Source organism: Trinickia camelliae (assembly GCF_053525655.1).
The window spans coordinates 289,944-315,708 of sequence record NZ_JBCHAA010000007.1 but is presented as its reverse complement, the minus strand read 5'-3'; the positions used below and the strand labels follow the sequence as shown (position 1 = coordinate 315,708).

The following is a 25,765-nucleotide window of genomic DNA, read 5'->3' as shown; positions in this document are numbered from 1 at the left end:
CTTTCACTTCGATCAGCACTTCGCCCGCGCGCGGCCCTTCGAGATCGACCTCTTCAATCGTGAGCGGTGCGCCCGCCTTCCATGCGATCGCTGCTTTCGTCTTCATCCTGACTTCCTTTGCTAACGCGTTGGTGATTCCTATGCTTGGCCGCCCGCAGGCTGCACGTTTTGCTCGACGTCTCGCCATACCTCGCGAATCCAGTCGCGCAGCAGCAGCGATTCGGCCCAGCGGTCGGTCGTGTCGTTGCCGTCGCGGCCGATGATCGCGTACGGCTTGGGGCCCAGTTCGCAGGTAAAAGCGAGCGTGTCGTGCTCGCCCGCGCGCCGACGCCATGAGGCGAAGCCGTACCGCCACCAATCGAGAAACAAGTCGACCCACATTCGATGCGGCGCGAACGAAAGCTCGATCTGCACCTGCTCGCGGCTCGCAACGCGGCCATGAAACGCCCACGAATGATCGAGGATGCGATGCATCAGCGCGTGATTCTCGTCGGAGACGGGCCACGCGAACTCACGTCCAACGAGGTAGTGCGAGATGTCGCCGAGCAACGCGAGATCGGGCCGGGCGTCGAGCAGATCGAGCGTGAAATAGAGGTCGGTGGTCATCCGGTCGCGATGCGTCTCGATGTAGACCGGGAAATCGACCTGTTCGGCGAGCCGCCGCCAGCCGTCGACGAGCGTCAGACACTCCGCTACGGTACGCGGACGCACGTCGGGTTGCAGATCGATGTGATGCACACCGAACTCCACCGCGTTTTCGAGCACGGGCTGCAGATCGTCCACCGTGCGCGGGAAGCACTGGCCTTCGGCATTCAGTCCGTGGTCCGCACGCAAGCGTGCGAGCCGCTGGACGGAGGCACGATCCGTGTAGTGCGCGCTCACGCCATCGAAACCCGCCTCGGCGATCATCGCGACGTTTTCTTCCAGCGAGCGCTCAAAGCCATCTGTATGGCGGCGCTCCATCGCCCATAGCGATTGGAATACGAGCAGACGCTGGCTCATGTCACCTCTCTCATTGCACCGCCTCCGTGAGCAAGGAACGCAGCTTCGTATTGCGATCAGCTAGCAACGCCGGATCGATGCACGCGCGCCGCGCGATCAACTCTTGCGCGATGCGCACGTCACGTGCGATTTCGCCCGAGCGCCCGACGCCGCTCGCGCCGACCAGCACGCCCCCGTCATCGAGCGCGAAGAAAACACGCGACGCCGCGCCGGTCTCGCGCACGACCGTCGTCGCGCCGAACGCAGGCATGCCGGCGATCTGGATCGTCATGTCGTACTGATCGGACCAGAACCACGGCACTGACGCATACGTCTCTTCAAAACCGAGCATGTTGCGCGCGGCGACGCGTGCCTGATCCTCCGCGTTCTTCCAGCATTCGAGCCGGATTCGGCGTGCAAAGAGAGGATGAACAAACGAGCAAACGTCGCCGGCGGCGTAGATAGAGGAATCGCTGGTGCGCAGCGTGGCATCGACGGCGATGCCGTTGTCGATATCGAGGCCAGCGGCCTGCGCGAGTGCCGTGCGCGGATTCACGCCGATGCCGATCACAACCGCGTCGCACGGAACGATGGAGGCGCCGGCGAGTTGCACGCCGGTTACACGCGTATCGCCGTCTCCGGTCAAGCCGTCGACTTTCACGTTAAAGCGCACGTCCACACCCATACGACGATGCAATTCGACCAAGGCGTCCGCCACCACCTCGGGCACCGCGCGCATCAACGCACGCGGCGCTGCCTCCAGCACGATGACCTTGCAGCCGCGCGCCACCGCCGACGCCGCGATTTCGAGCCCGATAAAGCCAGCGCCGATCACGACGATCCGCCGCCCCGGCATCAGTTCGCCGGCGATGGCCTCCGCATCGGGCACGCTGCGCAGCATGTGCACGCCTCGCAGCGCGACACCGGGCAATTCGAGCGCGCGCGGCTCGGCGCCCGTCGCGATCAAGAGACGGTGGTATTCCACAGCCTCGCCGTCGCCAAGCATCACCTTGCGCGAGGCACGATCAATCGCGGTCACTCCGGCACCCGTGCGCAGATCGATGCGCTGATCGCGATAGAACGCGTCGTCGTACAGCGCGCACTGCGCCGCTGTCTTTTGCCCAAGCAGCACGGACTTCGATAACGGCGGCCGCTCGTAGGGCGACAAGCCTTCATCGCCGAGCAAAACGATCGCACCGTCCCAGCCGTTTTCGCGCAGTGCGTGCGCGGCTCGCGCGCCGCACTGCCCGCCGCCGGCGATCACCATCGGAGCTGTCGATTTCATCTGCCCACTCCGCTTCGACGTTACCGGTAGCGCCCAGCCAGCGCCGATACCTGCTCGATGTTCTGCGGCGTGATGAAGCCCGGACCCGAGCTGATGTTGCGCGCTTCGTAGACCGGCTTCAGGCCATAGTCCTGCAGACGCTTGATGAACTTCGGGTCCTTCTCGAGTTCGGTGCGCGCCGCCACGACATCCGTACTGTGGTTCTTGTGCATGATCGCGAGCATCGCGATCGGAATATAGCCCTGCAGATACGGCTGCTGATCGGTGCAGAACTTGATTGTGCCGTCCTTGATCGCCTTGGCGACATCGGGGTCGATGTCGAACGTCGCGAACCATATCTTGCCGGCGAGGCCAAGGCTGGTCACGGCGCGGATCGTCGGATCGGCGGAGGTCGGGCCGAGCGTCAACACCGCTTGCGTGCCCGGATGCGAGCGCAGATACGCGCTGACTTTCGATTGGATGCCGGTCGGATCGGTGCCGGCATCGAGCACGGATGCCTTCATGTCCGCGCCGATCGCGTCCGCGAAACCGCGGCAGCGTTCGAACGAAAGCGGATTGGTCGCGTAGTGGTTCACGCAGAGAAACGTCTTCACGCCATCGGCCTTGGCGCGCAAGCCTGCCTCCTTGCCTGCCAGATATTCAGGCTGGCCCACGTGCATCAACGCGCCGAGGTCGGCGCTCTGCTGTTCGGTGCCGGTGTTGGCGGTGATGAGCGGAATGTTCTTCGCTTTCAGGCGCGAGACCGGATCTTTGAGCAGATCGAAATCGGCGATGGTCGTCACGACGCCGTCGTAGTTGCGCGCCGCCGCCTGGTCGATCAGCCGCACCATGTCGGCGATATCGCCGTTAGGCGGGTTGCGGTAATCGGTCTGCACGTTGAAATCTTCGTCGGCCTGCTTGATGCCGTTCTTGACCGTGTTCCACCATGCGTCCGAATCGGGCGCGTGCGTGACGAAATCGAAACGGGCCACGGGGTCCGCTTGCGCGCCGGCGCACAGTCCGAGGCTCAGCATCGCGGCGGCAAGGCAAAGCGCCTTTCGGGTCTTACTGACAAGCAATTGCATGTCTGTCTCCATGTCGGTGATGGGTTTGCCGATGTCGTGCCTCGGCTTGTCTTGCTACTTCAGCTCTTGTGGCTGCTTCAATCTCAATCGTCGACCAAGCCGATGAGTACCTGACCGTTCTCCGTCTTGACCGGGTGCGTGACGAGATTCACGCATACAGGCGCCCCTTTCGCGGCGCCGCTCGGAATGTGAAAACGCCCCATGTGCATCGGGCACTCGATGACCTCGCCAAACACGAGGCCCTCGGCCAAGCGCGCGGTCTCGTGCGTGCAAAGCCCCGCCGACGCGTAGAAGCCGCTCGGCGTGTGATAGACCGCATACAGCTTGCCGTTGTGCTCGAACTCGATGACGTCTTCTTCTTCGATGTCGTCGCAAGCGCAAACTGGGTGCCATTGCAAAACGTTCATAGCGTGATCCTTTTCGATTGACGAACTCAGGCGGCGAGCTGAGCGTCGTCGGAGCGCTGTAGAGCCGCCGCGCCGGTTTTGCCGGGCACGCTGGGCGTCACCATGTAATCGGGGTCGTGCCGCTGCATCTGGAAGACGTGCAGGATTTCGCTCCAAGCGCTGAAGAGACCGTCGTAAGCCGGCGGCAAATCCGCTTCGATCGCCTTGCGTAATTGCGGCAGCGCGTGAAACGGCACGTTCGGGAACATGTGGTGCTCGACGTGATAGTTCATGTTCCAGTAGAGGAACTGCAGGAAGCGGTTCAGCTTGAGGGTTCGCGTCGAAAAGCGATGATCGAGTTCGTTCTCGCGCAGCCCCGTGTGTTGCGTGATCGCAAGCAGTTCATGCAGCCAGGCGCCGTACGAGCGCGGCAGCAGAAAGAACACCACGGGCAGCCAGCTGTGCGCCACGACGGCCCACGCCCCCACGCCGACGTAAAGCGCGAGGACGATGCGCGAGTTCCTGCACATCGCGCGATATTCGGTAGGCGGCACCACGGCCTTCGCGCTCTTCGATACGATGCCGAGGCTGTGCAAGACGATGTTGCCCAGATGATGGATGCCGTGCGAGATGCGCAGAAAATCGGTGACGAGCTTCAGGTAATTCGGCGGACGCTTGACGGCGATCTCGACATCGGATGGCACCGTGGCCGTCAAATGCGTGTACGTGTGGTGCTGTGCGTGCGACCAGCGGCTGTAGATCTGTTCGCGCCACGTCATGAAGCAGATCACCCAATGCACCGCCTCGTTCAGCCATTCGGTCTTGAACGGCGTGCGATGGCGCAGTTCGTGTTCCATTGCCTCGGCGAACGCGTAGAGCGTGCCGTAGAGGAGGAACGCCGGCACGCACCAGAACGTGCCGAGCGACAGCCACGCGAGCACCCCGCTTGCCGCCACCAAAGCCATGAGACCGCCGAAATGCAGAAGGCCGTCGCGGTCGTTGCGGCGCGTGACCTCCTTGAGCACCTTGCGGTCGAGACGGCATTTGTACCAGTCGTCCATGGTGATCGGTTTCGCGGCGCCTTCTTGTACGGACATGAGTTGCTCCCGGTGCTGGATGTTCGATTCGGTGATGACTTGCGTGAGGCATTGATCATCGTTTGAGTGCATTTAAGACTCTTAATGAGCACCAGTCAAAACCTAAAATGCCTCATTCTGATTCACCAAGGGTATTCCAGTAGTTGCGGATCTCACAATCGAATTAGGTAGCAATGAAGATCACGCCATTCGCCTCAAATTGAGGCAAAATGGCGCCGTGCGGGTGCCTCGACCCGCAGATCGGGAGACACCAGTGAAAGGCAAGCCGACGCTCAAGCAGCTCATGGAGATCACGCAGTTGAGCCGCGCGACCATCGATCGCGCGCTGAACGACCGCCCCGGCGTGCATCCGCGCACGCGCCACGCGGTCGAAGCGGCGTTGAAACAATTGAGCGCCGGCGCAACCTCCTCCAAACCGTCGACTCGCGCGAAGTCAACGGCTTACGACTTCAAATTGCTCGCCCAAGCCGGCGATGCGTTCACCGACGAGCTCACGCGCACCGCCGCCGCGCTCGAAGCGGAATTCGCGGATGGCGGCGTGCGTCTTGAGATCGTGCGGTGCGTCGGCGCCGCCGACGACGAAGTGGCGGCGCGCGTACGCAAAGCGGCAGCCGTTGCCGACGGCATCGGCATCATCTGCACGAACACCGCCACGACGACCTCGGCGCTGCGCGAATGCATGGCGGCCGGCAAATCGGTGGTCACGCTGATCACCGATGTCGACGCCGATGCGCGCCACACGTACGTCGGCGTCAACAACCGCGCGGCCGGACAGTCGGCGGCGTTTCTGATCGGGCGGCATTTGCAGGCGCATGCGTCTCCCGACGTGGCAGTGGTCGTCGCCACGTTTTCGTACACCTGCCATGAGGATCGCGAGATCGGCTTTCGCTCGTTGCTGAGACAGCGTTTCCCGCACGTGAATCTGGTCGAGGTGATCAAGGGCGCCGACTCGGGCGCGGCGACTTACGAAGCCACGCGGCGTTTTCTCGACGAGCACAAGAAGCTCGACGGCATCTATAACGTGGCAGGCGGCAACGAAGGGCTGGCGGCGGCGCTGCGCGAGCACAATCTCGCGGGCCGCACGCTTTATGTGACGCACGAGGTCAACCGGATCACGGAGCCGCTGTTGCGCTCGGACGCAATCGACTATCTGCTGACGCAGGACTTACGGCTTTTGCTGCGCACCGCTGTCGAGCACTTGAAGTCCGCGCATGAAGGCGCGGCCGTTCAGGCGCAGGCGATCATTCCGCTGCAGACATACTCGCGATATTCACTATATTGACTCTTGCGTGACCCCACCCAGGAGGGACTCGATGCGATCCGTCTCAACTTTCGTCGTGCGGGCACTCTTTGATCAAGGCGGTCTGAAAGCCGCGTTCGAACACATCCGCAATCTCGTGATCGCCACTGTCCTCGTCGCGGCAGGCTTCGAAACGGTGAAGCGCTTCGACACCATCGACGTGTTCGGATTGTCCGATCCCTTGTTTGCGGGCTACGTCGTGGCCGGAATCGGCTGCCTGCTCGTAGGACTCAACTTCCTGGACGGATTGCGAAGGCTCGCGAGATTGCGATGGCACTTCGCGTTGCAGGCCGCGCTGAGCATCGGCTACCTGTTCTTTTCGCTTCGTATCGTGCAGTTGATCATCTTCTTCAGAACGCACAGTTGTTAGGAAAAGTGCGTCCTCAAGCGTCGGACTAAGGTCTTATTGATTCCACCAGCCCGCGTGACACAATCAAGCCAAGCCCTCGGCTTGGCGTTCCACGCGCGTCAAGTTCCGATTCGAAGCGAATGCGCAAACAGAGGAACGGGTATGGTGATCGGCACCGCGATTCGCAAGACGACCGACAGCATTACCGACTTCCTCAGACTGGAGTCCGCGGGTGGTTTGCTGCTTGCGGCAACGGCCGCGCTTGCGTTGATCTGCAGTAACACGCCGCTTCGCGCCGCTTACGAGGCGCTGCTCAACATTCCCGTAGAGGTCCGCTTCGGATCGTTCGCCATCGCGAAGCCGCTGTTGCTGTGGATCAACGACGGCTTGATGGCGATTTTCTTTCTCCTCGTCGGCTTGGAGGTCAAGCGCGAGGTCATCGAAGGCGAGCTGTCCACGCCCGCGCAGATCGTGCTGCCTGTCGTTGCCGGATTGGGCGGAATGGTGTTGCCCGCGCTCGTCTTCTACCTCATCAATCGCGGCAGCGGCGAGACATTGAACGGCTGGGCGATTCCAACGGCCACCGACATCGCCTTCGCGCTCGGCATTGTGTCGCTGCTCGGCGACCGGGTGCCGGTGTCGCTCAAGATCTTCCTGACCGCCGTCGCGATCGCCGACGACCTGGGCGCCATCGTCATCATTGCGCTGTTCTATACCGCCGATCTTTCGGTTTCGATGCTGCTGTTCGCAGCCGTTGCCGTGGCGCTGCTGATTGCCTTGAACCTCTTCAACGTCACGCGCATCGCGCCTTACATGATCGTCGGCGTGTTCCTGTGGGTGTTCGTTCTGAAGTCGGGCGTGCACGCGACGCTCGCCGGGGTGGCGACCGCTTTCGCCGTGCCGCTGAAGACGGCGGATGCCGAAGGGCACGCTCCCCTGCACCGGCTCGAGCACAGCCTCCACCCTTGGGTCGCGTTCGCGGTCTTGCCGATTTTCGCTTTCGCCAATGCCGGGGTCTCGTTCGCCGGCATCACGCTCGCCGCGCTCGCCGAGCCGCTGCCGCTCGGCATCGCCGCCGGCCTTTTCGCGGGGAAGTTCGTCGGCGTTTGCGGAGCGAGTGCCGTGCTGATCGGGCTCGGGCTCGCCAAGCTCCCTGCCGGCGCGAACTGGCCGCAGCTGGCCGGCGTTGCCGCACTGTGCGGCGTGGGCTTCACGATGAGCTTGTTCATCGGCTCTCTCGCGTTCGAAGGACCGGAATACTTCACGCCCATCCGCCTAGGCGTGATTGTCGGTTCGTTGCTCTCGGGCATCGTCGGCTATATGCTGCTGAAGCTGGCGCCCGGACACTCCAACACCTCCCCGCCGCGCAGCTGATCGATCGAACCATAAAACGGAGAACAACATGGTGAGCCTCGACCCGCTGGAAACGCTGACCGCAGCGTGCCTCGTGCTGCTGCTCGGGCGGCAAATCCTTGCCCGAGTCCAGGTGCTGCGCACCTACAGCATTCCCGAACCCGTCGCAGGCGGGCTGCTCGTCGCGCTGCTGATCTTTGCGCTGCGCAGCTTCTCGCACATCGAAGTGCGCTTCGACAACGCCCTGCAATCGCCGCTGATGTTCGCGTTCTTTGCCACCATCGGTCTGAACGCCGATCTGGCGGCGCTGAAATCCGGCGGACGGGCATTGATCGTCTTTCTCGGCGTGGTAGCGGGCTTGCTCGTCATGCAGGATGCGCTCGGCATCGCGCTTGCCTGGGCCTTGGGGCAAGAGCGCATCCTCGGCCTGCTCGGGGCGTCGGTGACGCTCTCGGGCGGTCACGGCACAGGGGCGGCGTGGGCCAAGGTGTTTTCCGAGCGTCACGGGCTCGCGGCGGCAACCGAAATCGCCATTGCGTGCGCCACGTTCGGCCTGATCCTCGGCGGCTTGATCGGCGGGCCGGTCGCGCGATTCCTGATCACGCGCTATCGTCTCGTCCCCGCGCAGCAACCCGGCGACACCGCCAACGCAACCGCTTTCGAAGAGCCCAAGGCGGTGCGCCCGATTACGCCGGACTCCGTCATCGAAACCATCGCATTGATTGCGGTGTGTCTTACCGCCGGCGCGGCGCTCGCGTCGTGGTCCAACGGCACGGCCATCGAATTGCCCGCTTTCGTGTGGGTGCTGTTCGTCGGCGTCGTGTTGCGCAATGGGCTCGCGATGAGCCGCCTGTACGCGGTGTCCGAACTCGCCGTGTCGATGCTGGGCAACGTCAGCCTCAGCATCTTTCTCGCGATGGCGCTGATGAGCCTGCGTCTGTGGGACCTGGCCTCGCTTGCGCTGCCGCTGTTCGCGATCCTGGCGATCCAGACGGTTGCGATGGCCGCCTACGCGATGTTCGTGACCTTTCGCGTCATGGGCCGCAACTATGACGCGGCGGTACTCGCGGCGGGGCATTGCGGCTTCGGCCTCGGGGCCACGCCGACCGCGATCGCCAACATGCAGGCCATCACGGAGCGGTTCGGCCCATCCCATCTGGCGTTTCTGGTGGTGCCGATGGTCGGCGCGTTCTTCATCGATATCGCCAACGCGATCGTCATCAAGCTGTTCCTGCTGCTGCCGATTTACGGATGACGCGCGCCGCCGCGCGCTATGCCCGCCCCTTCCGCGCGACCTGGGCGATGCGCTCCCGAACGACACCAATGGCTTGCTTGAGGACGTAAACCTCGTGGAAATAGCGCTGGGGGATCCGTATCTGACTGGCATGCGCATCGATGCTCTCGATTTCATCGCGCCATTGGGCAATCTGGTCCCGGGTCGGTTGTGGCGTTCGCCATATTTCGTCTTCCAGAATTTTGATGTCCGAGTAGCACACGACCAAGCGCCTCTTGATCCGCGCCGCCACCATGCGCGGCAATGCCTGCAGCAAGCCCACGAGTATCGCGGCGAACGGCACGACGATCAGCAAGCGTCTTTCGATGAAGCTGGCGAGCCAAAAAGGAAGGTAGCGCTGCAGAAACGGGCGGCCGGATTTGAAGTAGCGCGTGCTTTCGTCGGAGATGGGGAATTCCTGCGTTTTCAGATTGGGAAAGGTGCCGAGCGGCGTGAAGTAATCTTCGCCGCCGTGGACGGACTTGGCTGCGTCGAGCAGCAAGTAGACGAGCGCGGGGTGCAGCCTTTCTTTGGCGACCAGCTGAGCCGTCGCGGCCAGCAAGGTGACATCGGACTTCGGAAGATCGTTGGCGATGCTGGTCGACGCGCGCGGATATATGATCTTCGAGAGAGACGGAAATTTCTGCACCAGCGCATCGGCCTGCGCAAAACTCATCAGCTTCAGATCGCTGTTCAGCAGGGTCGTTTGCATCGGCGCATCGGGCCTGCCGATAAAGAAAGCCGCATCGAGCCGGCCACTTTCCAGAGCTTGATAGGCGTTGGGCGCATCCATTTCCACGAGCGTGGTGTTCTCCCGCGTGACACCGCTGTAGCCGAGCAAAACCTGCGCGACGTTGAGCAGGCCGCTGCCGGGAACCCCCACGGAAATCCGTTTGCCGCGCAGCTGCGCCAGCCGGTCGATCGTGGTGTCGCCACGGTAGAACACCCAGATCGGTTCGTATGAGACGGCGGCAATCGTCTCCAGATGGTCGGTCTCGCTCGGGTTCGTCGTGCCGGATTGGATGAAGCCCACGTCGTACGCGCTATCCGGGTCCTTCAGCCGCTGATAGTTTTCGATCGAGCCGGCGGAGCTGCGGATATCGAGCGTGATGCCATCGCGCTTGAGGATGGGAGCATAGCGATCGGCAAAGCCGCGATAGATTCCCTTGTCCGCCCCGGTCGTGATGACGATCGTGTGCTGGAAAGCGGGCTCGAGCGCGGCCGTTAGCGCCCAGCCCAACGCGGCCAGCAACACAATCGTGCCGATGATGAGAAGCCGCCGGCGCCCCGGTGTCATCGGGGCTTTCACTTTGCGATGAGGCACGGGGTTCAGCCTGGACATCCTGATGCCGTCGTTGCGGCCGTCAATGCGGCCGTCACTGAGCCAGATTCGTGCGAATGGCCGACGCGATATCGCGGCTCACCGCGGCGAGCGCGCGATCGTGAGCCGCGACGACGGCGTCATAGCCTTGCCCCTGCACCCGCTCGTGTTCGAGCGAGTGCCCCCAGACAGGCGCGGGTTTTTTCGGCGGCCACACCGCCCATTGCGCTTCAACCGTGACCGCGTCGCCCGGCATCGAATCGAAGCGCATGACATCGACGCGCACGTGCCAGACCGATGACATATCGGCGGCTGTATCGAACACGGTTACGCGTTCCGAGCCCAGCAACGCGCCCAGGTCCGCGGCGATCACGCGTGCGATATCGCCTTTCAGCGGCTCGGCCCAGCGGTCGAATTCGTCGATCGAGACTTGGTTGCCTGCTGCCCCCGTGACGATCTGCGGACGATCGACGAGATCGGGAATCGTGACCGGATTGACGACGACATGAAGCGGCATGGAGGACGCGTCGCTCGCCAACGTCGCGTCGGGTTTGAGCGTGTAAAAGCGGGCAATCGGCGAGCTGCCGCAACCGCCGAGCACGCCCGCTAAAGCCAACAGCAACACGGCGAGGAATGAGAGAGAGCGTTTCACGGCTGAGGCTCCGGTTTGCCGCGAATCAGCGCCTCCGGATGCCGCTCGAGATAATCGGCAAGCGTGCGGAAGGCCGCGGCGGTACGCGCCAGTTCCTGCATGGCGTCGCTGGTGTTCTGCTGCAGCGCCGAACCCGGCTGCAACGCGCTGTTGGCGGAATTGAGCGCGGCATGGGCGGCGGCCAGCGTAGAGCCGGCTTGCGGAAGCACTTCCGTGTCGAGCCGCGCGAGCATCGCGTTCGCTTCCGCGAGCGTGTCCTGCGCGTTCTTGCCGATCGCCTCGAACGGAATCGTGTTCAGCCTTGCCATCAGGTGCGTCATGGAATCCTGCAACGATTGCAAGGCGCCCGGCGTGGTCGGCAATTCAGGCGGATTCGCGGCCCAGTTCACGGTCGCTTTCGCCACCCCCGGGAAAAAATCGAGCGCGATATAGAGCTGCCCCGTCAACAAGTTGCCCGTTCGCAATTGCGCACGCATGCCTTGCGCAACCAGGAAGTTCGTCAATTGGTGCGGATCCTTCGACAGACGCCCGCCTTTTTCGCCGGTCTGATAGCGCGAAGTGAAACGCTCCGGAAACAGGTTGAATTCGACGGGAATGCTGAACTGGCGAGTCACGGGATCGAAGCGCGTATAGATGCCGGTCACTTCGCCGATCACGATGCCGCGGAATTCGACGGGTGCCCCTACGGTAAGGCCTCGCACCGAATCGGTGAAGTTCACCATGTACGGCTCGACGATGCTGTCGTGGCGCCTGAACGCCTCGGCCTGGTTCGCAAACAGCGTGAATGTGGTCTTGGCCGCCGCCGCGGGTTGCGCGAGCGCGTCATCCGGTGTCTCGAATGCGAGCCCGCCGAGCATGATGGACACGAGCGACTGCGTGCTCACTTGCACGCCGTTGGTATCCAGTTTCACGTCGATGCCGCTCGCGTGCCAGAAGCGCGTTTCGGGCTTCACGAACTTGTCGTAGGGCGAGTTGATGAACGCGCGCAGCGTCACGCCGCGGCCGTCGGGATCGAGCTGATAGTCGGCGATCTGCCCGACCTGCAGACGGCGGAAGAAGATCGGCGAGCCGACGTCGAGCGAACCCATGTCCACACTCTTCAGCACGAACTCCCGGCCGGGCACGTCGCTCGTGAGTACCGGCGGGACTTCGAGGCCGATGTAATCGCGGCGGTCCTTGTCGGAGTTGCCGACGTCCATGCCGATGAACGAGCCCGACAAGAGCGTGCTCAAGCCCGAGACCGTCCCGCCGGAAATGCGCGGGCGCACGACCCAGAAGCGCGTGTCGTCGAGCAGCAGCTTGGTGGCGTCCTTGGTGATCTCGGCCGTTGCGATCACGCGCTTGCTGTCGGCCGTCAGCGTCACCGTCTTCACGACGCCGACATCGACGTTCTTGAACTTGATCTTCGTCTTGCCCGCTTCCAGTCCGTCGCCGGTGTTGAAGCTGATGGTGATGGTCGGCCCCCGGTCGATCACCGCCTTGACCGCGAGCCAGCCGCCGATCAGCAGCGCGACGATCGGCACGAGCCACACCAGCTGCATGCGCCAGCGCGAGCGCGTGGCGACCACGGCCTCGGGCAGTTCAGGGGCGTCAGGCTTGTGTTCGGGTCCTGGCATGATCTTGCTCCGCTGCGTCCCAGATCAGGCGCGGATCGAACGCCATCGCGGCGAACATGGTCAGCACGACCACAGAGCCAAACGCGATCGCCGCGGCGCCGGCCTGAATCGTCGCCAAGGCCTGGAACTGCACCAGAGCGACGAGCATCGTGATCACATAGATGTCGAGCATCGACCAGCGTCCGACGAACTCGACCACGCGGTAGATGCGCGTGCGCTGCTCCGGCAGCCAGCGCGAACCCAGCTGCGTCGAGATCGCCAGATACGCGATCGCGAGAATCTTGAGCATCGGCACCGCGATGCTCGCGATGAAGACGACCACGGCGAGCGGCCACGAACCCGAAGTCCAGAGGTAGACGACGCCGCTCAAGATCGTGTCGTTCTGCGCGCCGAACAGCGAACTCGTGTACATCACCGGCAGCACGTTCGCGGGGATGTACAGCACCATCGCGGCGATCAGCAGCGCCCAGGTGCGCGAGAAGCTCGCGGGCTTGCGCAGGTGCATGGCGGCGCCGCAACGCGGGCACGAGCAATCGTGTGCATGAACCGGCGCTCGCGCGAGCAGCCCGCAGTCGTGACAGAGCACGAGCCCGCATTGCGCGGCGGTGACGACGCCCGCAGGCAACAAGGCGGCGCTCACGCTTTGCTCAGCAGCACTGCCGCGCCCTTGCAGAGCGGCAATGCGCGCCCAGATCTGCCGCGTATCGAACGCCGCGCCCGCAGCGGCCAGGATCAGCATCAGCGCGCCGAACGACCACAGCGCGGTCCCCACCACGACGCTCGCGATATGCGAGAGCTTGACCAGCGCCACCAGCAAACCGAGGATCAGCACTTCGGTCATACCCCAAGGCGCGGTCGCGCGGCACAAACGAAACACGAAGGCCGCGCCCCATGGCACGCGGTTCAAGCGCAGCGGCAGCAGCATCCAGAGCATGCTCAGCGTCTGCACCACCGGCAGCAGAAAGGTGGTCGCGAAGACGAGTCCGGCGATGGGCCACATGCCGTCCAGATAGAGCACCCACACGGCCCCGAGCAGCGTCGTTTCGACCACCGTCCCGCTCACCGACAAGCCCACGATCGGATACAGGTTGCAAACGACGAACAGCACGACGGCCGCCAGCGAAAACGCGAGCGCACGCTCGAGACCGCCCGCGCGGTTCCGAGCCAGCTCGGCATGGCAGCGGCAGCAGCGCATCACGCCGCCGGGCGGCACCGCGACCTCTTGCTGCAGAAGATCGCATTCGTGGCAGGCGATGAGATTGACGCGGCTCATTGCGGCGTCTCCACGACGGGCGCGACGGGCTGGGCGGCCGCCGCGGGCGGCGGCACGCTGGCCGGCGGTGGAGGCGGCGCGATCATGCGCTCGGCCTCGACGACCCATCCTCCGCCCATCGCCATGTAGAGGCTGACGAGGCTCGTGAACGTCAGGCTCTGCGTCTGCGTGTATTGCAACTCCGCGTTGAAGAGGCTGCGCTCGGCGTCGAGCACGTCGATATAGCTCGTGTAGCCGCCTTCGTAGCGCAAGCGCGCCAAGCGCAGATAGGTGCGCAGCGCGTCGACTTGCTTGGCTTGGATGTCCAGTTGCTCACGCGACTTCTGCAGCGCGATCAGCGCATCCTCGGTTTGCTGGAACGCGACTTGGATGGCCTTCTCGTAGGAGAAAAGCGCTTCCTGCTGGCGCGCTTCGGCCTGATGGACCTGCCCCGTGATGTTGCCGCCCGTGAATATCGGCACCGTGATCGCCCCGCCGAACGACCACACTTTCGCGGGCCCGCTCCACAGATTCGAAAACCGCGAACTGACCGAACCGAACAGCCCAGTCAGCGTGATCGACGGGAAATACAGGGCCTTCGCCGCGCCGATCAATGCGTTCTGCGCGATCAGATTCTGTTCCGCTTGTTGCAGATCAGGCCGGCGTTCGAGCAAGTCGGACGGCAGTCCCGAGGGCACGGCGGGCGTGGCCAACGCCGCCAGCACACGGCCGCGCAGGATCGGACCGGGGTCGCGTCCGAGCAGCACCGACAGCGCATCTTCCTGTTGCGCGATTTGCGTTTCGAGCTGCGGGATCGTCGCGGCCGTCGCCTCGTATTCCGACTGGCTCTGTGCGAGCTCCATCTGCGACATCTGCCCGCCCTTGAAGCGCAGCTCGAACACGTGGACCGACTCGGCACGGCTTTCGGTCGTGTCCTGCGCGATTTCGAGCTGCCGGTCGAGGCTGCGCAGCGTGATATACGACGACGCAACCGATGCCACGAGCGTGAGGATCGTCGCGCGGCGGCTCTGTTCGCTTCCGAGCAGATTCGCGCGCGCGGCTTCGGTTTCGCGCCTCACTTGGCCGAACAAGTCGATGTCCCACGACGCAGAGACGCTCGGCTGAAACTGGTTGTACACCGGGCCCACGCCCGCAGGCACCGGAATCGCCGAGCTCTTCGACGCGCGCTGACGCGAAGCGTCGAACCCCGCGCTGACCTGCGGAAACAGCGCCGAGCGCGTGCTCACGAACTGGCCGAGGAATTCGTCGACGCGCGCCGTCGCGTTCTTGACATCGAGGTTGTCCGCGAGCGCCGTCGCGATCAGCTCGTTGAGCACCGGGTCCTGAAACTGCTCCCACCACTTGGTATTGGCGACGTCCTGCGCATCCTTGTACTCGAAGCGGAACGACGGCGGCACGTCCACTTTCGGCCGCACGTAGTCGGGGCCGAGCAGGCAGCCGCTCAGCGCGAGCAGCAGGATGGGCGCGAGGAGGCGCGTGGGCGCAATGCGGCGCATGTCATTCGTCCTCGCGCCGCGCGGACGGCGTGACATGCGGCGAGCCCGAGCCGCCCGGCGCCTGCGTATCCTTGCCGCCGCTCTTGCGGGACGCCAGCGACTCGAGTCCCCAATAGAACATCGGAATGAAGAACACCGCGATGCCCGTCGCACCCAGCATCCCGCCGATGACGCCCGTGCCGATCGAATGGCGGCTGTTGGCCGACGCGCCGAGCGCGATCGCGAGCGGCACGCAGCCGAGGATGAACGCGAGCGACGTCATGATGATCGGGCGCATGCGCTCTTCGGCCGCCGTCAGCGCCGCGTCGTAGGGCGACGCGCCGTTCTCGCGGTTGATCACCGCGAACTCGAAGATCAGAATCGCGTTCTTCGCGGCGAGCGCGACCAGCATCGTCAAGCCGATCTGGAAGTAGACATCGTTGTCGAGCCCGCGCAGCAGGATCGCGAGCAGCGCGCCGAACAAGGCGAACGGCACCGCCATCAACACGCCGAACGGCAGCGACCACTTCTCGTATTGCGCGGCGAGGATCAGGAACACCATGATGATCCCGAACACGAACACGAGGCCCGACTTGCCGCCGGCTTGGCGCGCTTCAAACGCTTCGCCGCTCCAGCCGGCCACATAACCCGACGGCATCTGAGCGGCGAGGTCCTCGAGCGCGGCGATCACCTGGCCCGAGCTGTAGCCGGGCGCCGCATTGGCCGTGATTTTGACGGCGGGGAAATTGTTGAAGCGCGTCACCAGGTCGGGGCCAGTCACGAACTTGTAGTTCATCACGGCCTTGATCGGCACCATGTTGTTGGTCCTGCTGCGCACATAGATCTGATCGAGATCTTGCGGCGTGAGCCGATACTGCGGCTCCGCTTGCAGGATGACCTGCCAGAGACGGCTGTCGCGGTTGAACTGCGACACGTAGAGCGAGCCGAACATCGTCTGCATCGCGCTGTACACCTCGTCGATCGGCACGCCGAGCGTTTCGGCCTGGTCGCGGTTGACGTCGGCCAGCAGCTGCTGCGATGACGCGTTGAAGGTCGAAGTCACACCGGACAATTCGGGCCGCGCCTTCGCCTTCACAACGAAGTCCTGCACGACGCCCGCAAGCTGCGCGATGGAGCCGTCGCCCTGGCTTTCGATCCACATCTCCGTGCCGCCTGTCGTGCCGAGCCCCGGTATCGACGGCGGATTGACCGGAATGACGATGCCCTCCTGAATCTTGGAGAGCGTTTCATAGGCCTTGATGATCACCGCGCGCGCATTCTGCGTCCTGATGTTCGAGAACTTGTAGCGCTCGTCGAAACCTTTCAAGCCGATGAAGAAGGTGCCCGCGTTGTTCTTGTTCTGGCTGTCGAGCAGGCTGTAGCCGTTCACCATCACGACGCCGCTCACGGCGTCCTGCTTCATGAAATAGTCGGTGACGCGCTGCCCCACGTCGCCCGTGCGATCGAGGCTCGCCGCGTCCGGCATGATCACGGCCCCGAGCAAGTAGCCTTGATCCTCCGCTGGCAGGAATGCGCCGGGAATGGTCTTCATCATCACCACCGCCAGCGCGATCATGCCGACAAAGCACATCAAGGCGATCGCAAAGTGTTTGATGACGAAAGCGACGGCATGCTTGTAGCGGGCCGTCATCGCGGCCAGCTTCGTGTCGAACCACCGGAAGAAGCCTTTCTTCTCGTGATGCGTGCTCTTGAGCAGCAACGCGGCAAGGGCGGGCGACAGCGTCAGGGCCACGATCCCCGAGATCACCACCGAGATCGCAATCGTGAGCGCGAACTGCTTGTACAACTGTCCGGTAATGCCGGCGAGAAAGCCCACCGGCACGAACACGGCGCACAGGACGAGCGTGGTCGCCACAATCGGCCCGGAAATCTCGTCCATGGCGTGTTTCGCGGCCTCCCTCGGGGGCAGCTTGTGCACGGTCATGTTCCGTTCGACGTTTTCGATCACGAGGATCGCGTCGTCCACCACGATGCCGATGGCGAGCACCATGCCGAACAAGGTCAGCATGTTGATCGAAAAGCCAAGCAGCAGCATGAACATGGAGGTGCCGACAATGGAGACGGGCACCGCCAGAATCGGGGTCACCACTGCGCGCACGTTCTGCAGGAACACGAATACGACGATCACGACCAGCGCGAGCGCTTCGAAGAACGTGTGGATGACGTCGGAAATCGAGGCTCGCGTGAAATCGGTCGTGTCCATCGCGATCTCGTAGTCGAGACCCTGCGGAAACGACTTCTTCAATTCCTCGAGTCGCGCACGCACTTGCTTCGAGACGTCGAGCGCATTCGCGCCCGGCTGCTGATAGACCGCGATGATCGTGGCCGGCTTGCCCTGGAAGGTGCTGCGGTTCGCGTAACTCTTCTGCCCCAGCTCGGCGCGGCCGACGTCCTTCAGGCGCACGATTGCAGCGCCGCTGCTCGCCGCTCGCAGGATGATGTTGTCGAACTCGGAAGGCGTGGCGAGACGCCCGGTGCTCGTCACGGCAAATGACTGTTCGACCGGACCGCCGGTCGGCGCTTGGCCGATGCTGCCCACCGCGAACTGCTGGTTCTGGTTGGCGACCGCGCGCTGCACGTCGCCGGCCGTGATGCCCAATTGCGCCATGCGATCGGGCTTCAGCCAGATCCGCATCGCGTAATCAGGCGTGCCGAAGATCGACGACTGATTCGCGCCGCCGATGCGCTTGATCGAATCGAGCACATAGATGTTCGCGTAGTTGGCGATATAGGTCGGATCGAAGCGCTGGTCCGGCGAATAGATCGCGATGACCATCATGAACGCGTTCGATTTCTTCTGGACCTGGACGCCCTGGGCCTGCACCTGTTGCGGCAACTGCGGCAGCGCGAGGTTCACGCGGTTCTGCACGTCGACCTGCGCGAGGTCCGGGTTGGTGCCGATCTCGAAGAAGACGTTGAGCGTCACGTTGCCGGTGGAGGAGCTGGACGAGTACATGTAGATCATGTTGTCCGCGCCGTTGACCTGCTCCTCGATCGGCGCCGCCACGTTGTTGGCCACCACCTCGGCGCTCGCGCCCGGGTAGGTGGCGGACACCGTCACCTGCGGCGGCGTGACGTCCGGATACTGGGCGACCGGCAACGCGAACATCGTCAACGCGCCGCCGAGCGTGATGACGATGGAGATGACCGAGGCGAAGATCGGCCGGTCGATGCAGTAGTGGGAGATGTTCATGGGCTCTCCTCGTTACTGCGATGCGCCGCTCGATTCTTTGGCGTTGGCGGGCGTCCCTTCGGCCGGCGCAGGCGCGGGCGACTCGTTGGTGTGCTCGACGACTTTCTTGCCGCCCGTTTCCGTCGACGCCAGCGTGCCGACGATTTTGAGCGCCACGTCGGGCGCGACGCGGATCGCGCCGTCCACGACGATGCGCTCGCCCGATTTCAGGCCATCGGTAATGAACCAGTTGTCGCCGTTCCAATCGCCGACTTCGACCACGCGCTGATGCGCCTTCGACTCGCCGTCCACGACCCACACGAAGTGGCTTTTCGCGCCCTGCAGCACTGCGCGCTGCGGAATCAGAATCGCATTGGGCCGCGACGCGCCCGCCACGCGCGCACTCACGAACTGTCCGGGGCGCAACACACCGTTCGGGTTGCCGAGCACCGCCCTCACGAGAAACGTCCCGGTCTCGGTGTTGAACGCCGGATTGGCGAAACTGATCGTGCCTTGCTGCGGAAACTCGGTGCCGTCAGCGAGCACGACTGTCACGACGAACTCGCTGTTCGGCGGAAAGCGCAATTTCCCGGCGCGAATCTGCTCCTGATAGCGCAGCAGTTCGTTCTCGGAGATGCTGAAGTTCACCCACATCGGATCGAGCTGGTAGACGTAGGTCAAGAGCCCCGTCGCGGTGGCCGTGACGTAGCTGCCATCCTGCTGCCGCGCGTAGCTCGCGAGGCCGTTCAGCGGCGATTTGATCGTCGTATAGCTCAGGTTGAGCTCCGCGCTTTGGACTTGGCCCTGCGCGGAGATCACTGCTGCGGCGGCCTCCTGCTCGTTGCCGATCGCGTCGTCGAGATCCTTCTGGCTCAACGCGTTCTGCGCGGCAAGCGGCCTCACGCGCGCGAGGTTCTGCTTCGTCACCGTGAGCCGCGCCTGTTGCTGCGCCAACTCGCCCTTCGCCGTCTGCAGCGCGGCTTCGAACGGCTTCGGGTCCATCAGGAACATCGTCTGACCGGTCTTCACCGTCTGGCCTTCAGTGAAGGTCCGCTTGTCGAGAAAGCCGTCCACGCGCGCGCGAATCTCGACTTCGCGGGAGCTTTGGGTCTGCGCGGTGAATTCGAAATCGACCGGCGTGTCGCGTGCGACGACCGTCATGACCGTCACCTCGGGCGCGCCGAGCGCCGGCGGCCCGGACGGTTTCTTGCAGCCGCCGAGCAACGATAGTGCAGCTGCCACGGCCAACCAAGCAGCCATCAAAGGCAACGCGCCTCGCGCCATCCCTAGTGCGCCGCGCCGCCACGTAAAGGCGAGCAGCGGCCGTCGTTGGACGCGATCAAGAGCGAGTGCGGTTTTCATCGGACGCTCCTCGAAACTACATCGCCGTGCAATCTCCGAACAACACCAGCGCGTCATGGCGATTCGTCAGGGTCACGGTGATGTCCCCGTCGCTCGTATCGAGCACGACCGTCCACGCATAGTCGAGCTCGGTGCCTTCCATGAGAATCTGGCCCTGCGTTTTGTTCAGGGTGACGATCGGCGTCGCCCGGTTAGGCCCCGAGATGAGTTTCTTGGTGAAGTCGATGGACACGAAACGCGGCGCGCCCAGCTCCGCCGGCAGCGCGCGCTCGCAGGCCAAGCCGGGATCGCACGCATGGCCCTCCATCGTCGCGCACAGCAGCGGCTTGCTGCCGTCGAAATCGCCGGCCCGCGCGCTTGCGCAATTGACCAGGAAGATCGCCGCCGATATCGCCGCCAATCCCGCAGACTCAAACCTGTTCACGATTGCGCACCTCCAATCGGCCGCGACGCTACTGGCTCGTGTAGCCTCGGCCGTTCATGCAAGCCGTCACGGCCCGCGTGAATGTCGAGAGCTGCATCTGGGTGTTCTGCTGCATGGACATCTGCTGTTGACTCGCCGCTTCTTCGCGCCGCCGGTTGCGCATGCCGGTGCCCACCGTTCCGGTCAGCGCGCCGATGGCAGCGCCCTTGCCCGCATCGCCCGCAATCGCGCCCACCGCGGCGCCGAAAGCGGCGCCCCCTGCTGCACCCCTCACCATCCCGCCTTGAGGCTGCTGGGGAGCTTGCTGGTACGCCGACTGCTGCGCGAGCACGACCGGGTCGACGCCGGTCGTCTGCTTCGCCCAGACCTGGCACTCCGCGGTGTCCGTCTGTTGCTTCTGCGCGCTCTGCCCTTTCGCCGGGTAGTAGATCGGCTGCTGCGCGAATACCGAGCCGGCGAACATGAGCGCTAGCGCGCCCGCCACGATGCACTGCCTCATTTCCTTTCCTCTGGCGACGGGAAGGTAAGCGTCACTCGTTCAAGCGCGCGAGAGTCGCCGCGACCGAGCGCAGACCGATGCTCACAAGTTTGGTAGCCGGGATTGCCGAAGACAATGGGACTTTGGTCCGATACCAGCCGGAACGCGCGAGGCATGCGGCGAGTTCGATGTGCAGGCTCAGGGCGTAGGCGTCATGCCCAGCGCCGTCTGCACGGTCTTGATCAGAATCGAATCGTTGAAAGGCTTGCGCAGATAGGCCACGGCGCCTGACGCGAGCGCCTGGGCCCGCACAGCCATATCGTCGTAGGCGGTGATCAGAATGACGGGCATGCCGCTGCCGTTCAGGCGGCGCTGAACCTCGAGCCCGTTCAAGCCGGGCATCTGAATGTCGAGAATCACGCAGCCAGGACGATACGAGGGCATCGACGCGAGCATGTCCAGAAAGTCGTCGCCGCTCGAAAACGTGTCCGCCCCGATCCCAACCGAAAGCAGCAGGCGCTTGATAGCCCGGCTCACGGAATCATCGTCGTCGACAATCGCAACGAGCGGTTTGAGATTGCCCATTATGAGAAGTCCGAATCTGATGGTTGCCCGTATCACCGCAATCCCGCAGATTCAGGCTACTCAGCTAAGCGCGAAACCGATATAGGACTTTGGTCCACGTGCGCGCGGGACCGGCCTGCGCTGAGGCAGGCTGCGCCGCACGTTGCACACGTGCGGCGTGAGCCGGCGCAGCTCGATTAATTGGCGGGCGGTTGGGCCGGCACCTTCGCCCAGCCGCCGGGGCAAGATTTGACGTAGGGGTAGTAGCCCTCGGGTCTCGCGCAGTGATACCAGTAGCCCATTTGCGGCGCACCGGCGCCGCCGCCCTCGTCGTAGCCGCCGCCTTGCCCTTGTTCTATATATTGAGTCGGCATCGCGGTGACGTCGGCTGCCGGGGCGTAAGGGTAATACGGATACGAATACGGATAGCCGTAATAGGGGTAACCGTAATACGGGTAGGGATAGCCGTAGGCGAAACCCGGGCCGAAATAGAAACCGACGGACGCGCCGCAGCAATAACCGCCACGGTAGTAATAGCCATGGTAGTAACCGCCGTGCCAGCCGCCGCCCCATCCGCCGCCGTGCCAGCCACCACCTCCATGCCAGCCGCCGCCTCCTCCCCAACCGCCTCCGTGCCAGCTGCCGCCACCGCCCCAGCCGCCGCCGTGACCCGCGATCGCTGCCGCGCTCGCAGCCGTCATCGCCGCCACTACCAAAAGCTTGCCCACGCCACGCCCATTCATGATGCCCACCTCGATCGGCTCGCACCCGTTTGGATTTGACTGCCGAATCGATCGAACGTCGCCGAGGGAAAGGCTGGCTGGAATCCAAACCGGCTATTAACCAGTTTAGGAATTCCAGAGCGGTTTGTCGTCCTTGGTTTGTCGTGCCTGCTGTGCCTACTGGCCCCCAAATGACTTTTTGACCGTCAACCTGTTCGTCACAGAGGCAACACCCGGGACCCCCTTCGCGATTTCGGTCACCTTGTCGATCTGCGACGCATCGGTCACGGTCCCGTCGAGAGTCACCGCGCCTCCCCTCGCGATGACGCTGATGTCGCCTGCATTGATTTCCTTGTGCTTGACGATCGCCCCATAGACTTGACGGCGCAGCGCCCGATTGGCCTTGCGGGCGTCTTTCGCCGACATGCCGCCCGAGGCCGCGACGGCAGCTTGGTTCGACGCGGCGTTCGCCCCCGTTTCGCTTCCTTGAGCCCAGGCGTGCGCGGACGCCAGCGCGATCAGTCCGGCGCCGGCCAGCCTGAGTGCCTTGATTGTTTTCATCGATTTCTCCGTGATTGATAGCGGCTCGGATCAGAACGCGTGGCGGATGCCGAGCATCGCCGCCGTGGTCGAATGGCCTTCGGGAACCGGCACGCCGTAGATGATCGTCTGGCTCATGTCGCCCCGGTTGTTCACGTACCCGACCTGTGCGTAGGCGAGCGTGCTCTTCGAGAGGTTGTATTCCGCGCCCACCGCGAACAGATTCGATTGATTGGCTGACACGTTGCGGTCCTTCAGGTAATAAAAGCCCGATGTGACCTTGAAGAACGGAGTGAACTTGTAGCCGAGCCCGCCCGAGATCAACTCGAAGCTGTCCTGGCCGCTTTTCGCGGGGTTTTTGCCGACGCTGTACGACGTCGACACCATGAAATCGTGGAACGTGTACATCGCACCGATGTAGAACAAGCGGTTGTTGTTCAAGCCGGTCGACGGCGCCGTGACGATCGCGCCGCTGGCCGTCGTCGTGAACGGGTTGGTGTCGTGGCCGTTGTAGTAGACCGCCGCGAGATTCAGGCCGTAGTTCGAGTATTGCAGCACGGCCGATTCGCGCGTGCCGCCTTGGAACTGTCCGGCGACGCCGCCGGGCGCGTACTCGAGCGCCATCGATGCGCCGTAGAACTTCGGCGACCGGTAGACGATCGCGTTGTCGTCATACAGCGCGCCGATCGAACCGTTCGTGCTGGTGCCCTGCCAGCCGGCGGCCTGATTCAAGCCGAGCCACGCGGTCAGGATGCTGCCGAAGTATTGGGCGTTGCGAACGTCGGTGTCCGCCATCGCATAGATCATCGGCACGATCTGCCGGCCCAGGTCGAGCGAGCCGATCGGGCCGGATACGCCCACGGTCGTCTGCTGATTGAAGACGGCGGTGACACCCGGCGTGTCCGACAGCCCGCTCTTGCCGTTGTTGCTGGTGAACGAACCCTGCAGCTTGAAATTGACCTTGTAGCCGCCGCCGATGTCCTCGGTTCCCTTCAAGCCCCAGATGCTCGAATAGATCCCGCCGTCCTTGAGCTGGTAGACATGCCCGAGATTCACTTTCGATTGGAAGTTCGGCGCGTTCGCGCTCTGGTACAGCAGCCCCGAATCGAGGACGCCATACAGCGTCACCGATGACTGCGCGTGCGCCGCCACGCTGGCAAATGCGACGAGTGCCGTCGCGGCGCTCAACTTCAGTTTCATATGTCTCCTCCGTATGGGGCTTTTTTGTATGCCGGGTGACCCCGGCGGGCAATTCACTGATGCGGAATCAGCGCGGTTCGTTAGGTGTATCGAGACTCACGAACCATTGACCTTCCGCGACGCTGACAGGGAAGGTCGTGAGACGCAAGCCCTCCACCGCCGGCATGCAGCCGGTGATCACATCGAAGCGCAAGCCATGCGCGGGGCATTGCAGCATGCTGCCGTCGAGCCTGCCGTTCGCGAGCGATGCGCCGTTGTGAGGACAGGCGTTCTCGATGGCGCAAACCGCGCCGCCAACGTTGAACAGCACGATGCCGCGCCCCTCGACGAACGCGAGCTTGCGTTGCCCAGGCGCGAGTTCTTCGACCGACGCGACCGGTATCCGTCGCGACATAGTCTGATGCGCGTTCGTGTCAAAGCAGTTCATGGATCAGCGTCTCCGCCATCGGCCACTCGCCAAAGCCCGCAGCCGGGTTGAGGTGGCCGACCTCGCCCAAGTCGACGAGACGGCTGCCCCAATCGTTCGCCATCGCGGCAACGCGATCGAACTGCGCAAGCGGATCGTTGCGGCTCGCCGCAACGATGCTCGGGAACGGCAGCGTTCGGCGCGGACAAGGGAGCCATCCGTTCTTCTCCAGCACGTCTTCAGCCGGGTAGCCCGCCGGCATCGGCCGCTCCAAATCGGCCGGCGTGGCAAGCAGCGCACCGTGAATCTCGCGGTCATGCCGCTGTGCCCAATGCACCGTGATCATGACGCCGGCGCTATGCGCGACCAGAATCACCGGGCCATCGATTGCCGCCAGCGCCGCATCCAATGCCGCGACGCGCGCCGCGCAGCTGAGTTTGTCGTGTTCGAGCGGCGCGACCGATACCGCGTTGGGCAGCTTCGCCTGCAACAGCGTTTGCCAGTGTTCGGGCACGTGATCGCGCAAACCCGGCACGATGAGGATCGCGGGAGACGTTGTCAGTTTCATGACGCAGTGATCGCCCTAAGTTAAAACGGCTTGCTGCCGATGATGCCGGCGCGCTCCATCTTGCGATGGCAAGGCGGATAGTCCATCACCGCGTAGTGCTGCGTGGCGCTGTTGTCCCAGATCGCGACGCTGTTCTTGCGCCAGCGCCAGCGCACCTGGTACTCGGGAATGTAGGCCTGGCTGACGAGATACTTCAGCAGGTCGGCGGCTCCAGGGCTGGCGTCTTGTCCATAGCGCACGCGATCGGGCGTGTGGAAGTTCGTGAAGTGGGTGGTGAAGGCGTTCACGTACAGGATTTTTTCCCCGGTCTCCGCGTGGGTGCGGACAACCGGATGCTCCGCATCCGGAAACTGCGCCTTCAACGCGAGTCGCTTTTCGATCGGCATCGCGGCGCCAAAGCTGGCCTCGATGCTGTGGCGCGCGCGCAGGTCCGCAATCTGCGCCTTGACGTGCTCGGGCAGCTTCTCGTAGGCCAGGACCATATTCGCCCACATCGTGTCGCCGCCCACCGGCGGGCATTCCACGCAGCGCAGCACGGCGCCGAATTGCGGCGCTTCGCGCCACGTCGTGTCGGAGTGCCAAGCGTTTTCGTAGCGATCGTTCGGCTGCTCCGGTGTTTTATAGATGCGCACGAGGCCTGGATACTCGGGGTCGCTGCCTGCGACCGGATGGTCCTCGAGATCGCCGAAGCGGCGCGCGAAGGCGACGTGCTCGGCGCGCGTGAAGTCCTGGTCGCGCAGGAACAGCACGCGGTGCGCGAAGAGCGCGGCGCGGATCTCGGCGAAGAGGCCCTCGTCATGCACCGCGTCGGCGAGATCGACGCCGACGACCTCGGCCCCAAGCGCGCACGTCAGTGGTTCGATACGCATGTCTCCTCCTTGGA

At 63.7% G+C, this 25,765-nt stretch carries 25 protein-coding genes; 4 read left to right on the top strand and 21 right to left on the bottom strand.

The genetic code is table 11. The features are described from left to right. Window positions 1-138 precede the first annotated feature (138 nt). The 5 genes from AAHK20_RS14860 to AAHK20_RS14840 all read right to left on the bottom strand — a co-directional run bounded on the left by AAHK20_RS14860 (window position 139) and on the right by AAHK20_RS14840 (window position 4,885). Complete coding sequence (locus AAHK20_RS14860; protein ID WP_449182222.1) at window positions 139-1,002, bottom strand: sugar phosphate isomerase/epimerase family protein; 864 nt, start codon at window positions 1,000-1,002, stop codon at window positions 139-141. A gap of 10 nt (window positions 1,003-1,012) precedes the next feature. Further along, complete coding sequence (locus AAHK20_RS14855; RefSeq protein ID WP_449182221.1) at window positions 1,013-2,266, bottom strand: NAD(P)/FAD-dependent oxidoreductase; 1,254 nt, start codon at window positions 2,264-2,266, stop codon at window positions 1,013-1,015. 20 nt (window positions 2,267-2,286) lie between these two features. After that, window positions 2,287-3,330 carry a sugar ABC transporter substrate-binding protein gene (locus AAHK20_RS14850; RefSeq protein ID WP_449182220.1) on the bottom strand — a complete coding sequence of 348 codons (1,044 nt, stop codon included), beginning with the start codon at window positions 3,328-3,330 and terminating at the stop codon, window positions 2,287-2,289. Window positions 3,331-3,413: 83 nt separating this feature from the next. Then, window positions 3,414-3,737: a non-heme iron oxygenase ferredoxin subunit gene (locus AAHK20_RS14845; RefSeq protein WP_449182219.1), complete on the bottom strand. Its 324-nt coding sequence runs from the start codon at window positions 3,735-3,737 to the stop codon at window positions 3,414-3,416. A gap of 26 nt (window positions 3,738-3,763) precedes the next feature. Further along, entirely contained in the window at window positions 3,764-4,885 is a 1,122-nt protein-coding gene (locus tag AAHK20_RS14840; RefSeq protein WP_449182218.1) for a fatty acid desaturase, read from the bottom strand. A gap of 181 nt (window positions 4,886-5,066) precedes the next feature. Between AAHK20_RS14840 and AAHK20_RS14835 the strand changes: the two genes are divergently transcribed. The 4 genes from AAHK20_RS14835 to gltS all read left to right on the top strand — a co-directional run bounded on the left by AAHK20_RS14835 (window position 5,067) and on the right by gltS (window position 9,070). Beyond that, window positions 5,067-6,095 carry a substrate-binding domain-containing protein gene (locus AAHK20_RS14835; RefSeq protein ID WP_449182217.1) on the top strand — a complete coding sequence of 343 codons (1,029 nt, stop codon included), beginning with the start codon at window positions 5,067-5,069 and terminating at the stop codon, window positions 6,093-6,095. 31 nt (window positions 6,096-6,126) lie between these two features. Beyond that, on the top strand, window positions 6,127-6,483 hold the full coding sequence (locus tag AAHK20_RS14830; protein WP_449182216.1) for a hypothetical protein: 357 nt from the start codon (window positions 6,127-6,129) through the stop codon (window positions 6,481-6,483). Window positions 6,484-6,624: 141 nt separating this feature from the next. Next, complete coding sequence (gene nhaA / locus AAHK20_RS14825; RefSeq protein ID WP_449182215.1) at window positions 6,625-7,836, top strand: Na+/H+ antiporter NhaA; 1,212 nt, start codon at window positions 6,625-6,627, stop codon at window positions 7,834-7,836. 28 nt (window positions 7,837-7,864) lie between these two features. Further along, complete coding sequence (gene gltS / locus AAHK20_RS14820; RefSeq protein WP_449182214.1) at window positions 7,865-9,070, top strand: sodium/glutamate symporter; 1,206 nt, start codon at window positions 7,865-7,867, stop codon at window positions 9,068-9,070. 16 nt (window positions 9,071-9,086) lie between these two features. On the opposite strand, the gene AAHK20_RS14815 is transcribed toward gltS, so the two are convergent. The 16 genes from AAHK20_RS14815 to AAHK20_RS14740 form a co-directional block, all read right to left on the bottom strand. Next, complete coding sequence (locus tag AAHK20_RS14815) at window positions 9,087-10,430, bottom strand: TAXI family TRAP transporter solute-binding subunit (RefSeq protein WP_449182213.1); 1,344 nt, start codon at window positions 10,428-10,430, stop codon at window positions 9,087-9,089. A gap of 34 nt (window positions 10,431-10,464) precedes the next feature. After that, window positions 10,465-11,061 (bottom strand): PqiC family protein, encoded by a 597-nt coding sequence (locus tag AAHK20_RS14810; RefSeq protein WP_449182212.1) that lies wholly within the window; start codon window positions 11,059-11,061, stop codon window positions 10,465-10,467. Continuing rightward, window positions 11,058-12,677, bottom strand: coding sequence for a PqiB family protein (locus tag AAHK20_RS14805; protein ID WP_449182211.1), 1,620 nt, complete (start codon window positions 12,675-12,677; stop codon window positions 11,058-11,060). The genes AAHK20_RS14810 and AAHK20_RS14805 overlap by 4 nt, the downstream gene beginning before the upstream one ends. After that, a complete protein-coding gene (locus tag AAHK20_RS14800) occupies window positions 12,652-13,950 on the bottom strand; it encodes a paraquat-inducible protein A (protein ID WP_449182210.1) in 1,299 nt (432 codons plus the stop codon). Before AAHK20_RS14800 ends, AAHK20_RS14805 begins: the two co-directional genes overlap by 26 nt. Further along, window positions 13,947-15,446: an efflux transporter outer membrane subunit gene (locus AAHK20_RS14795; RefSeq protein WP_449182209.1), complete on the bottom strand. Its 1,500-nt coding sequence runs from the start codon at window positions 15,444-15,446 to the stop codon at window positions 13,947-13,949. Before AAHK20_RS14795 ends, AAHK20_RS14800 begins: the two co-directional genes overlap by 4 nt. 1 nt (window position 15,447) lies before the next feature. Continuing rightward, window positions 15,448-18,639: an efflux RND transporter permease subunit gene (locus AAHK20_RS14790; RefSeq protein ID WP_449182208.1), complete on the bottom strand. Its 3,192-nt coding sequence runs from the start codon at window positions 18,637-18,639 to the stop codon at window positions 15,448-15,450. A gap of 12 nt (window positions 18,640-18,651) precedes the next feature. After that, a complete protein-coding gene (locus AAHK20_RS14785) occupies window positions 18,652-19,902 on the bottom strand; it encodes an efflux RND transporter periplasmic adaptor subunit (protein ID WP_449182237.1) in 1,251 nt (416 codons plus the stop codon). Window positions 19,903-19,996: 94 nt separating this feature from the next. Next, window positions 19,997-20,404, bottom strand: coding sequence for a hypothetical protein (locus AAHK20_RS14780; RefSeq protein ID WP_449182207.1), 408 nt, complete (start codon window positions 20,402-20,404; stop codon window positions 19,997-19,999). Between the two features lie 28 nt (window positions 20,405-20,432). Continuing rightward, the gene (locus AAHK20_RS14775) at window positions 20,433-20,903 is read right to left on the bottom strand and encodes a YMGG-like glycine zipper-containing protein (protein WP_449182206.1); all 471 of its coding nucleotides are present in this window, start codon (window positions 20,901-20,903) and stop codon (window positions 20,433-20,435) included. Window positions 20,904-21,080: 177 nt separating this feature from the next. After that, complete coding sequence (locus AAHK20_RS14770; protein ID WP_449182205.1) at window positions 21,081-21,467, bottom strand: response regulator transcription factor; 387 nt, start codon at window positions 21,465-21,467, stop codon at window positions 21,081-21,083. Between the two features lie 176 nt (window positions 21,468-21,643). Continuing rightward, a complete protein-coding gene (locus AAHK20_RS14765) occupies window positions 21,644-22,189 on the bottom strand; it encodes a hypothetical protein (protein WP_449182204.1) in 546 nt (181 codons plus the stop codon). 156 nt (window positions 22,190-22,345) lie between these two features. After that, on the bottom strand, window positions 22,346-22,729 hold the full coding sequence (locus AAHK20_RS14760; protein WP_449182203.1) for a BON domain-containing protein: 384 nt from the start codon (window positions 22,727-22,729) through the stop codon (window positions 22,346-22,348). Window positions 22,730-22,759: 30 nt separating this feature from the next. Beyond that, window positions 22,760-23,908 carry a porin gene (locus tag AAHK20_RS14755; RefSeq protein ID WP_449182202.1) on the bottom strand — a complete coding sequence of 383 codons (1,149 nt, stop codon included), beginning with the start codon at window positions 23,906-23,908 and terminating at the stop codon, window positions 22,760-22,762. Between the two features lie 67 nt (window positions 23,909-23,975). After that, entirely contained in the window at window positions 23,976-24,335 is a 360-nt protein-coding gene (locus AAHK20_RS14750) for a Rieske (2Fe-2S) protein (RefSeq protein WP_449182201.1), read from the bottom strand. Then, on the bottom strand, window positions 24,322-24,882 hold the full coding sequence (locus AAHK20_RS14745) for an RBBP9/YdeN family alpha/beta hydrolase (RefSeq protein ID WP_449182200.1): 561 nt from the start codon (window positions 24,880-24,882) through the stop codon (window positions 24,322-24,324). The genes AAHK20_RS14750 and AAHK20_RS14745 overlap by 14 nt, the downstream gene beginning before the upstream one ends. A gap of 20 nt (window positions 24,883-24,902) precedes the next feature. Then, the gene (locus AAHK20_RS14740; protein WP_449182199.1) at window positions 24,903-25,751 is read right to left on the bottom strand and encodes a TauD/TfdA dioxygenase family protein; all 849 of its coding nucleotides are present in this window, start codon (window positions 25,749-25,751) and stop codon (window positions 24,903-24,905) included. Window positions 25,752-25,765 lie beyond the last annotated feature (14 nt).

Coding starts and splice junctions, on each gene's coding strand:
- nhaA (WP_449182215.1), top strand. CDS start 6,625: ATGGTGATCGGCACCGCGATTCGCAAGACGACCGACAGCATTACCGAC.
- AAHK20_RS14740 (WP_449182199.1), bottom strand. CDS start 25,751: ATGCGTATCGAACCACTGACGTGCGCGCTTGGGGCCGAGGTCGTCGGC.
- AAHK20_RS14830 (WP_449182216.1), top strand. CDS start 6,127: ATGCGATCCGTCTCAACTTTCGTCGTGCGGGCACTCTTTGATCAAGGC.
- AAHK20_RS14840 (WP_449182218.1), bottom strand. CDS start 4,885: ATGCACTCAAACGATGATCAATGCCTCACGCAAGTCATCACCGAATCG.
- AAHK20_RS14760 (WP_449182203.1), bottom strand. CDS start 22,729: ATGAAAACAATCAAGGCACTCAGGCTGGCCGGCGCCGGACTGATCGCG.
- AAHK20_RS14790 (WP_449182208.1), bottom strand. CDS start 18,639: ATGAACATCTCCCACTACTGCATCGACCGGCCGATCTTCGCCTCGGTC.
- AAHK20_RS14860 (WP_449182222.1), bottom strand. CDS start 1,002: ATGAGCCAGCGTCTGCTCGTATTCCAATCGCTATGGGCGATGGAGCGC.
- AAHK20_RS14805 (WP_449182211.1), bottom strand. CDS start 12,677: ATGCCAGGACCCGAACACAAGCCTGACGCCCCTGAACTGCCCGAGGCC.
- AAHK20_RS14845 (WP_449182219.1), bottom strand. CDS start 3,737: ATGAACGTTTTGCAATGGCACCCAGTTTGCGCTTGCGACGACATCGAA.
- AAHK20_RS14770 (WP_449182205.1), bottom strand. CDS start 21,467: ATGGGCAATCTCAAACCGCTCGTTGCGATTGTCGACGACGATGATTCC.
- AAHK20_RS14855 (WP_449182221.1), bottom strand. CDS start 2,266: ATGAAATCGACAGCTCCGATGGTGATCGCCGGCGGCGGGCAGTGCGGC.
- AAHK20_RS14815 (WP_449182213.1), bottom strand. CDS start 10,430: ATGTCCAGGCTGAACCCCGTGCCTCATCGCAAAGTGAAAGCCCCGATG.
- AAHK20_RS14850 (WP_449182220.1), bottom strand. CDS start 3,330: ATGCAATTGCTTGTCAGTAAGACCCGAAAGGCGCTTTGCCTTGCCGCC.
- AAHK20_RS14775 (WP_449182206.1), bottom strand. CDS start 20,903: ATGAGGCAGTGCATCGTGGCGGGCGCGCTAGCGCTCATGTTCGCCGGC.
- AAHK20_RS14800 (WP_449182210.1), bottom strand. CDS start 13,950: ATGAGCCGCGTCAATCTCATCGCCTGCCACGAATGCGATCTTCTGCAG.
- AAHK20_RS14755 (WP_449182202.1), bottom strand. CDS start 23,908: ATGAAACTGAAGTTGAGCGCCGCGACGGCACTCGTCGCATTTGCCAGC.
- AAHK20_RS14795 (WP_449182209.1), bottom strand. CDS start 15,446: ATGCGCCGCATTGCGCCCACGCGCCTCCTCGCGCCCATCCTGCTGCTC.
- AAHK20_RS14765 (WP_449182204.1), bottom strand. CDS start 22,189: ATGAATGGGCGTGGCGTGGGCAAGCTTTTGGTAGTGGCGGCGATGACG.
- AAHK20_RS14750 (WP_449182201.1), bottom strand. CDS start 24,335: ATGAACTGCTTTGACACGAACGCGCATCAGACTATGTCGCGACGGATA.
- gltS (WP_449182214.1), top strand. CDS start 7,865: ATGGTGAGCCTCGACCCGCTGGAAACGCTGACCGCAGCGTGCCTCGTG.
- AAHK20_RS14785 (WP_449182237.1), bottom strand. CDS start 19,902: ATGGCGCGAGGCGCGTTGCCTTTGATGGCTGCTTGGTTGGCCGTGGCA.
- AAHK20_RS14745 (WP_449182200.1), bottom strand. CDS start 24,882: ATGAAACTGACAACGTCTCCCGCGATCCTCATCGTGCCGGGTTTGCGC.